At 75.1% G+C, this 9,364-nt stretch carries 7 protein-coding genes; all 7 read left to right on the top strand.

Annotated features, from left to right (window positions below):
* The first annotated feature begins 11 nt into the window (after positions 1–11).
* Positions 12–1,424 (top strand): enoyl-CoA hydratase/isomerase family protein, encoded by a 1,413-nt coding sequence (locus tag ACFU53_RS23770; protein WP_383995791.1) that lies wholly within the window; start codon positions 12–14, stop codon positions 1,422–1,424.
* Entirely contained in the window at positions 1,421–2,689 is a 1,269-nt protein-coding gene (gene pdhA / locus ACFU53_RS23765) for a pyruvate dehydrogenase (acetyl-transferring) E1 component subunit alpha (RefSeq protein WP_383995788.1), read from the top strand. Before ACFU53_RS23770 ends, pdhA begins: the two co-directional genes overlap by 4 nt.
* On the top strand, positions 2,686–3,690 hold the full coding sequence (locus tag ACFU53_RS23760; RefSeq protein ID WP_383995785.1) for an alpha-ketoacid dehydrogenase subunit beta: 1,005 nt from the start codon (positions 2,686–2,688) through the stop codon (positions 3,688–3,690). Before pdhA ends, ACFU53_RS23760 begins: the two co-directional genes overlap by 4 nt.
* Complete coding sequence (locus tag ACFU53_RS23755) at positions 3,687–4,499, top strand: thioesterase II family protein (protein ID WP_383995782.1); 813 nt, start codon at positions 3,687–3,689, stop codon at positions 4,497–4,499. Before ACFU53_RS23760 ends, ACFU53_RS23755 begins: the two co-directional genes overlap by 4 nt.
* Before the next feature lie 57 nt (positions 4,500–4,556).
* Complete coding sequence (locus ACFU53_RS23750; protein ID WP_383995779.1) at positions 4,557–4,775, top strand: MbtH family protein; 219 nt, start codon at positions 4,557–4,559, stop codon at positions 4,773–4,775.
* The gene (locus tag ACFU53_RS23745) at positions 4,772–6,088 is read left to right on the top strand and encodes a PLP-dependent aminotransferase family protein (protein ID WP_383995776.1); all 1,317 of its coding nucleotides are present in this window, start codon (positions 4,772–4,774) and stop codon (positions 6,086–6,088) included. Before ACFU53_RS23750 ends, ACFU53_RS23745 begins: the two co-directional genes overlap by 4 nt.
* A gap of 140 nt (positions 6,089–6,228) precedes the next feature.
* The coding region (locus tag ACFU53_RS23740) for an amino acid adenylation domain-containing protein (protein WP_383995773.1) at positions 6,229–9,364 on the top strand (3,136 nt) is incomplete at its 3' end.

The following is a 9,364-nucleotide window of genomic DNA, read 5'->3' as shown; positions in this document are numbered from 1 at the left end:
GAGACCCAACCGTGCGCACACCCACCCTCGCCCCGCCCGCCCCGGCCCACGCCCGCGCCGCCCGGACCGCGCCGGGCCGTCCACCGGCCGTCGGCGGCGACTTCGCCCAGGACCGGGCGGCCGTCACCGCCCACCTCGAGTCCACCATGCGGCTCATCGCCTCGCTGCCCCCGCGCGCCGAACGCGCCGCCGCCCAGCAGCAGGACGCGGCGGCCGCCCACGACGCCGCGCGCACCGTGCGCCGCCGCTTCCTCGCGGTGCACGCCGAACGGGTCTACGCGGAACTCACCGACAATCTCACGCTCACCCCGCGCCTGGACGAACTGGCCGACCTGGCCGCCACGCGCTTCCCGGGCCTGGTGCCCACCCGCGCCCAGCTCGCCGACGAGGCACGGCACATGCAGCGCAACAAGGAAGGCTGGGAGATCGCCGTCGGCATCTTCTTCCAGGCCGTCCTGAACGCCCCCACCGCCGGCACCCACCTGCTGCGCTCCATGCTGCGCCCGACCCCGCGCGCCCGCCGCGCCCTCCTCGGCTACGAGCTCACCGGCCGCGCCGACCTGGGCATCGCCACCGTCACCCGGCACGACGGCATCGCCCATCTGGAGCTGTGCAACGACGAATTCCTCAACGCCGAGGACGACGCCGCCGTCGAGGCACTGGAGACCGGCACCGACCTGGTGCTGCTCGACCCCGCCAGCCATGTCGGCGTGCTGCGCGGCGCGGCCCAGACCCACCCCGCCCACGCGGGCCGCCGCGTGTTCAGCGCGGGCATCAACCTCACGCACCTCTACCACGGCGACATCTCGCTGCTGGGCTTCCTGCTGCGCCGCGAGGCCGGGTACATCGCCAAGTTCGTGCGCGGCCTGTGCCTGGACGACTCGGCGGGCGACGGCTGGTGGCCGGACGCCGACAAGCCGTGGATCGGCGCCGTCGACGCCTTCGCCATCGGCGGCGGCATGCAGATCCTGCCCACCATGGACCGGGTCGTGGCCGCCGACGACGCCTGGTTCAGCCTGCCCGCCATGCAGGAGGGGCTGGTGCCCGGTGTCGCCAACATGCGGCTGCTCCACCTGACCGGCTCGCGGCTCTCACGCCAGCTGATCTTCTGGGGCAGGAAGCTGCGCGCCACCGACCCGCAGGCATCCCTCTTCGTGGACGAGACCGCGCCCGCCGACGCCATGGACACCGCCGTCCGCACGGCCGCCGAGCGCCTGGACCACCCGGCCGTCGGCGCCAACCGGCGCATGCTCAACCTCGTCGAGGAGCCCTTCGACCTCTTCCGCCGCTACCTGGCCCAGTACGCCTACGAGCAGGCCTGCCAGCTGCACAGCCCCGCCCTGATCACCACCCTGGAGCGCACCTGGATCAGCCGGAACCGGGGCACGGACGGGGCCGGCCCGAGCGGCGGCGGTCCACGATGACGGTCCTCGACGCCCCGGCACCGGCCGTCCCGGCACCGGCCGCTCCGGCACCGGCCGCTCCGGCACCGGCCGTCCCGGCACCGGCCGTCCCGGCACCGGCCGTCCCGGCACCGGCCGTCCCGGCACCGGCCGCCCCCGCACCGGCCGCTCCGGCACCGGCCGTCCCGGCACCGGCACCGGCCACCCCCGCACCGGCCGCTCCGGCACCGGCCACCCCCGCACCGGCCGTCCCGGCACCGGCCGCCCCCGTATCCGCGCAGGTCGGTCTCGAGCTGTACCGGGCGATGGTCACCGGCCGCGCCTTCGACCGGACGGCGACCACCTTCACCCGGCAGGGCAGGCTCGCGGTCTACCCCTCCTCACGCGGCCAGGAGGCATGCCAGACCGCCTCGGTGCTCGCCCTGCGCCCCACCGACTGGATCTTCCCCACCTACCGCGAGAGCGTCGCACTGCTGACCCGGGGCATCCCCGCCGAGGACGTCCTCACCCTCTTCCGGGGCGACCGCCACTGCGGCTACGACCCGGCCGCCCACCGCGCGGCACCCCAGTGCACCCCCCTGGCCACCCAGTGCCTGCACGCCGCCGGACTGGCCGACGCGGCCCGGATGCGCGGCGACGACGTGGTGGCCCTCGCCTACATCGGCGACGGAGCCACCAGCGAGGGCGACTTCCACGAGGCCGTCAACTACGCGGCCGTACGCCGGGCACCCGTCGTCTTCCTCGTCCAGAACAACCAGTACGCGATCAGCGTGCCGCTGGCCAAGCAGACCGCCGCCCGCACCCTCGCCGACAAGGCCCCGGGCTACGGCGCCACCGGCGCCCGAATCGACGGCAACGACGCGCTCGCCGTGCACGCGGCCGTCACCGAGGCCGCCCGCCGCGCCCGCGAGGGCGGCGGCCCCACCCTCATCGAGGCCCTCACCTACCGCATCGAGGCCCACACCAACGCCGACGACGACACCCGCTACCGCTCCGCCGACGAGGTCGCCGCCTGGGCCGCCAAGGACCCCATCGCCCGCCTGGAGCGCACCCTCCTCGACGACGGCGTCCTCGACGAGGCGAAGATCGCCGAAGCGGCCCGCGCCGCCGAGGAGACGACGGCCGCACTGCGCCGCGACTTCACCGAGCCGCCCCGGCGCGACCCCATGGAGATGTTCCGGCACGTCTACCACCACCCGCCACCGCACCTGCGCGCGCAGACGGCACTGCTCGCGGCCGAACTCGCCGCGGACACGGAGCCGGCGGCACAAGGAGAGCGGCGATGACCGCGGACACCGCGATCACCATGGCCCAGGCCCTCAACGCGGCACTCCGCGACGCGCTGCGCGAGGACGAGCGGACCCTGGTCTTCGGCGAGGACGTCGGCACCCTCGGCGGTGTCTTCCGGATCACCGACGGCCTGACCCGGGAGTTCGGCGAGGAACGCTGCTTCGACACCCCGCTCGCCGAGTCCGCGATCATCGGCACCGCGGTGGGCATGGCCATGTACGGCTACCGGCCCGTCGTCGAGATGCAGTTCGACGCCTTCGCCTACCCGGCCTTCGAACAGCTCGTCAGCCACGTCGCCAAGTTCCGCGCCCGCACCCGCGGCGCCCTGCCGCTGCCGCTGACCGTGCGCATCCCCTACGGCGGCGGCATCGGCGGCGTGGAGCACCACAGCGACTCCTCCGAGATCTACTACATGGCCACCCCCGGCCTCACCGTCGTCACCCCCGCCACCGTCGCCGACGCCTACTCGCTGCTGCGCCGCGCCATCGCCTCGCCCGACCCCGTCGTCTTCCTCGAACCCAAACGCCTGTACTGGCACAAGGAGGAGGTCGCGCTGCCCACCGACACCGGGCCGCTCGGCTGGGCCGCCGTCCGCCGCCCCGGCACCGACGCCACCCTCGTCACCTACGGGCCCTCGCTGCCCGTGGCCATGGAGGCCGCCGAGGCCGCCGCCGAGCAGGGGGTCAGCCTGGAGGTCATCGACCTGCGCACCCTCGCCCCGTTCGACGAGGAGACGGTGTGCGCCAGCGTCGACCGCACCGGGCGCGCCGTCGTGGTCCACGAGACGCACGGCTTCGCCGGGCCGGGTGCCGAGATCACGGCGCGGATCACCGAGCGCTGCTTCTACCGCCTGGAAGCCCCCGTCCGCCGCGTCACCGGCTTCGACGTGCCCTACCCGGCGCCCCTGCTGGAATCCCACTACCTGCCCGGTGTCCAGCGCGTCCTTGACGCGGTGGCCCGTCTGGAGTGGCCCGCGCGAGGGGGAGCGGCCCCGTGAGCGACACCACCGCCGCCTGGTACCGCCGCCCCCTGCCCCGGCCCGGCGCCCGAACCCGGCTGCTGTGCTTCCCGCACGGCGGCGGCTCGGCCAGTGCCTACGGGAACTGGCCCGCCCTGCTGCCCGACACCGTCGAGCTGTACGCCGTCCAGTACCCCGGCCACGCCGACCGCATCGCCGAACCGCTGCACACCGACATGCACGCCCTGGCCGATGCGGCCGCCGACGCCGCCCGGCCGCTGCTGGAGCGGCCCGTCGCCCTGTACGGGCACAGCCTCGGCGCCCTCGCCGCCTACGAGACGGCCGTGCGCCTGGAAACCGCGGGGCACCCGCCGCTGCGGCTGATCGTCTCCGGCATGCCGCCACCGCACCGCGTCCGGCCCGGCGCCGTCCACCTCGGCACCGACCTCGAACTCATCGCGGAACTGCGGCGGCTGGAAGGCTTCCCGGACGAACTGCTGGCCCACCCCGACCTGCTCGACCTGGTGCTGCGCACCGCCCGCGCCGACTACGCGCTCGCCGAGACCTACCGTCCCGCGGCCCGCCCCGTTCCCGGCGTCCCGCTCAGCGTGCACCGCGCCACCGGCGATCCGGAACTCACCGCCGCCGAAGCCGCCGACTGGGCCCGGTCCACCACCGGGCCCGTGCGCCACCAGACCTTCCCCGGCGGCCACTTCCACCTGGCCGAGGACCCGGCGCCCGTCCTCCTGGACCTGATCACCGATCTCGTCAGCGACATGTCAGCCCGGCGTCGGTCACCCCCGCCAGCCTGGGTGGGGACCGCCGCACCCGCAGTCCGCCATCCCTAGGGGGTGCTGTGCGGGACTTTCACCACACCCCCTGGCACAACGAACCGGGAGACCGTCATGAGCAACCCCTTCGAGGACGCCGAGGGCACCTATCTCGTTCTGGTCAACCACGAGGGCCAGTACTCCCTGTGGCCGTCCTTCGCGGAGGTCCCCGCCGGCTGGACCGTCGCCCTGCCGGCCACCGACCGCGAGAGCGCGCTCGCCCACATCACAGAGAACTGGACGGACATGCGGCCCAAGAGCCTCGTCGACGCCATGAACAAGGCGGCCGCGTGAGCGCGGCCGCGCTGCTCGAAGCCCCGCGCGCCACACCCCTGCTGACCACCGCGGACCTCCACGCCAGCCTCACCGACCCCGCGCTGACCTCGATGACGCTGCTCAACGAGATCACCGGCGACTACCCCGACGCCGTGTCGTTCGCGGCGGGCCGGCCCTACGAGGGCTACTACGACACCGAGGCGCTCCACCGGCATCTGCGGCTGTTCACCCGCTACGCGGAACAGGAGCGCGGCCTCTGCGAGGAGCAGGTGCGCCGCACCCTGTTCCAGTACGGCCCCACCAAGGGCATCATCAACGAGCTCGTCGTCCGCCAGCTGCAGACGGACGAAGGACTCACGGCCGACCCGGAGGCGGTCCTCGTCACCACCGGCTGCCAGGAGGCCATGGTCCTGCTGCTGCGGGCACTGCGCCGCGACGAACGCGACGTCGTCCTGGCCGCCGCCCCCACCTACGTCGGGTTCACCGGCGCGGCCCGGCTCACCGAGACGGCCGTCCACCTGGTGCCCGAAGGACCCGGCGGACTCGACCCCGACGACGTGGCGCGCCGCGCCGCCGCGGCCCGCGCCGACGGACTGAACCCGCGCGCCTGCTACGTCATCCCCGACTTCTCCAACCCCGGCGGCTCCCGGATGTCGCTCGCCGACCGCAAGCGCCTGCTGCGGGTCGCCGAGGAGCACGACCTCCTGCTGATCGAGGACAACCCGTACTCGATGTTCCACGACGGCCAGGGCCGCATGCCCACCCTCAAGTCCCTGGACACCGCCGGACGGGTCGTCTACCTCGGCTCGTTCGCCAAGACCGCCTACCCCGGCGCCCGCATCGGCTACGTCGTCGCCGACCAGCCCATCGCCCGAAACGGACTGCTCGCCGACCAGCTCGCCAAGCTCAAGAGCATGCTCACCCTCAACACCTCCGCGATCGCCCAGGCCGCGATCGGCGGACTGCTGCTGGAGAACGACTGCAGCATGGAACGGGCCTGCGCCCGCGAGGCCGTCGTCTACCGCCGCAATCTGCGCGCCCTGCTCGACGGCCTCGCCGCGCGCTTCCCGCAGGACAGCGGCGTGAGCTGGAACGTGCCCGCGGGCGGCCTGTTCGCCGTCGTCACCGTGCCGTTCGCCGCCGACGACGAGGCCCTGGAGGAGTCCGCCCGCCGCTTCGGCGTGCTGTGGACCCCCATGTACCACTTCTACGCGGGAACCGGCGGACTGCGGCAGCTGCGGCTGTCGTACTCCGTGCTCACCCCGCACGACATCGCCACCGGCCTGGACCGCCTCGCGGGCCTCGTCCAGGCCCGCGCGGGCCGCGGCTGAGCCGGCGGCCCGCCGCATCAGCCGCACGTCAGCGACGTGTCGCCGGCGCGCACCACACTCGTGCCGGACGGTGCGGGCCGCCGGGCCGAGGTGCGCCCGGAAACGACCCAAGCCTCGGATCCCGACTCAGGAGACACCCGATGACCATGCTCCAGACCCCAGGCGCGCAGCCCCCCGCGACCGCCGGCCCAGGGGCGGACGAGGCGGGCACCGTACCCCTGACCGAGGAACAGCTCGGACTGCTGCTCCAGCACCGGGCCGACCCCCGGACATCGCCCTACAACGTGCCGCTCGCCGTCGACCTGAGCGGCCCGCTCGACCGCCCCGGCCTGGAGCGCGCCCTCGCCCGGCTCGTCGCCCGCCACCCGCTGCTGACCGCGCGCGTCCGCGACGACACCGCCGACGGGCTGCCGTACCTCGACGTCGACCCGGCCCGCGTCCCCCGCCTCGAGCGCCGCACCGCCGCCACCCCCGACGGCGGCCGGTGGCCCGCCCGGGCACTGCTCGCCGACACCCGCCAGGAACTCGACCTGGAGCGCGACGGAGTGCTGCGCGCCGTCCTGATCGGCCACGGCCCCGAGCACCACACGCTCCTGCTGGTCGTCCACCACCTCGTCGTCGACGGCGAGTCCACCGGCATCCTCCTCGCCGACCTGCTCGCCGCGTACGAGTACGAGGAGGTGCCCGGCGGCGCCCCCACCGGATTCGGCGCCTATGTCAGCGCCCGCGCCCGCGAGGCCGGACAGGACACCCCCGCCGCCGAGGCGTACTGGCGCGAGCGGCTCGACGGCGCCGACCTCACCGTCGACTTCCCCCTGGACACCCCGGACACCCCGGACACCGGCACCCCACTCGAGGCGGCCGTCCCACTGGAGCTGGACGCCGGACTCTGGGGCGAGATCACCGCGTTCTCCCGGTCCCGCCGCACCGGCGCCGCCGCCGTGCTCCTCGCCGCCTACCTCAAGGCCCTGGGCACGTACGGCCGCCAGGCCGCGCCCGCCGTCGGCGTCCCGCTGGGCGCCCGTACCGACCCGCGCTTCGACCGCACCGTCGGCCACTTCGTCCGTACGCTCCTGGTGGTCGCCCCGGCCCAGGACGCGGACATGACCGCCGCCGCGTTCGTCACCGGCGTGCAGAGCGAACTGGCCCGCGCCGTGGACCACTCGCGCCTGCCGTTCCCCCGCATCGCCAAGCTCGCCCCCCGCCCGGCCGCGGCCGGGCCCTTCAACTGCACCTTCGTGCTGCACAGCTGGGCCGATACGAGCGCCGCCGCCGGCGAGGGCGTCGCACTGCGCGGCGGACTGCGCGCCCACTGGCGCCAGGACGTGCCCACCCCCGGCCTCGGCCTGCTCACGCTGGAGCTGTACGAGGGCGGGGGCACCCTGCGCGGCCGCCTCAAGTACGACGCCTCCCGCATCGAGGCCGCCACCGCCGAGGCGTTCACCGAGCACCTCACCACCCTCGCCGCGCAACTGGTGCGCCGGCCCGACAGCCCTGTCACCGAACTCGACGGGATCGGGCCCAAAGCCCGCGCCGCCCTCGGCTTCCTCAACGCCACCGACCACCCCGTCGACGACACGGACATCGACACGCTCATCCGCGGCGTCGCACAGGCCCGCCCCGACGCCGTCGCCGTCGAGTTCGGCGACCGGCGCTGGACCTACCGTGAACTGGACGCCCGGATCGAGGGGTACGCCGCCGGGCTCGTCGCCCGCGGCGTGCGCGCCGGCGACCGGGTGGGCATCCTGCTGCCGCGCAGTGACGAGGCCGTCGCCGCGATGCTCGCGGTCCTGCGCACCGGTGCCGCGTACGTGCCGCTGGACGCCGCCCACCCCCAGGCGCGGCGCCGCCACATCGTCGACAACAGCGCGATGCGCCTGGCCATCGTCACCCCCGAGACCGCCGGGTCCTGCCCGGCGGGCCCCGAACAGGCGCCGCTGGCCGGGCTGGCGCGGCCGGGCGCGGCGGCCGTGACCGCTCCCCGGCCCGCCGACGCGCTGCACATCCTGTACACCTCCGGCTCCACCGGCACCCCCAAGGGCGTCCAGCTCAGCCACCGCGCCCTGGTCACCGACGTCCTCGCCGCCATCCGGCACTTCGGCATCGGCCCCGACGACGCGATGCTCCTCAAGGCACCGTTCACCTTCGACGTCAGCGCCCACGAAATGCTCGTCGCCCTGGTGGCGGGCGCCCGGCTGGTCGTGGCGCCGCCGGACGCCGAACGCGACCCCGACCTGCTCGCACAGACCCTCGACCGGCACGGCGTCACGCTGCTGCACGCCGTCCCCTCCCAGCTGCGCCTGCTGCTCGAGGCCGAGGCGTTCCCCGCCAACCGCACCCTGCGCACGGTCGTCTCCACCGGCGAGTCACTGCCCAACGAACTGCGCACCGCCTTCGAGGCGACGCACCCGGCCCGGCTGCACAACGCCTACGGCCCGACCGAGACCTCGTACTCCACCGTCTTCTCCTGGGCCCGCGGCGACGACTCCTCCTGGACCCGCCGCGCCGAGGTACCGATCGGCGTGCCCTTCGACAACGTCCGCTGCCACGTGCTCGACGAGTTCCTGCGGGAGCTGCCGCCGGGGGCACCGGGCGAGCTGTGGATCGGCGGCGGCACCGTCTCCGACGGCTACGTCGGCGACCCCGGGCGCACCGCCGACCGCTACCGCACCCTGCAGCTGGACGGCCGCACCGACACCGTCTACCGCACCGGCGACCTGGTCCGTCTGCTGCCGGGCGGCACGCTCACCCACCTGGGCCGCCTCGACGACCAGGTCAAGATCAACGGCAACCGGGTCGAGCTGGGCGAGGTGCGCGCGGCGCTGCTGTCGCTGCCGGCCGTCCAGGACGCCGCGGTCCAGGTCTCCCGCCACGCGCGGGGAAGCCTGCAGATCGTGGCCCACGTGGTGACGCACGCCGAGGTCGCGCAGGTACGCGCGGCCCTGAAGCCCCTGCTCCCGTCCCACATGGTCCCCGCCCGCCTGCATCGGGTTGCCCGCATCCCCCTGCTGCCGAACGGCAAGACCGACCGCCGCGCCCTGGCGACGCCGGCGGGCCAGGGCGAGGGCGATCAGGCGTCCCCGCGTCCCCCGGCGCCCGGCACGGACCCGACCCGCCCGGGGGGCGGGGCCACCACCGGCCTCGAGCCCGCCCCGGCCACCACCGGCCTCGAGCCCGCCCCGGCCACCACCGGCCTCGAGCCCGCCCCGGCCACCACCGGCCTCGAGCCCGCCCCGGCCACCACCGGCCTCGAGCCCGCCCCGGCCACCACCGGCC

Source organism: Streptomyces sp. NPDC057474 (assembly GCF_042802555.1).
In the GTDB taxonomy this organism is placed as follows: domain Bacteria; phylum Actinomycetota; class Actinomycetes; order Streptomycetales; family Streptomycetaceae; genus Streptomyces.
Note: the sequence above shows the minus strand (reverse complement) of the source record. Positions and strands in the feature narration are given on the sequence as shown.

What these genes read in the sequence shown, in the direction of transcription:
- pdhA (WP_383995788.1), top strand. Translation starts at nt 1,421, where the DNA reads ATGACGGTCCTCGACGCCCCGGCACCGGCCGTCCCGGCACCGGCCGCT.
- ACFU53_RS23760 (WP_383995785.1), top strand. Translation starts at nt 2,686, where the DNA reads ATGACCGCGGACACCGCGATCACCATGGCCCAGGCCCTCAACGCGGCA.
- ACFU53_RS23750 (WP_383995779.1), top strand. Translation starts at nt 4,557, where the DNA reads ATGAGCAACCCCTTCGAGGACGCCGAGGGCACCTATCTCGTTCTGGTC.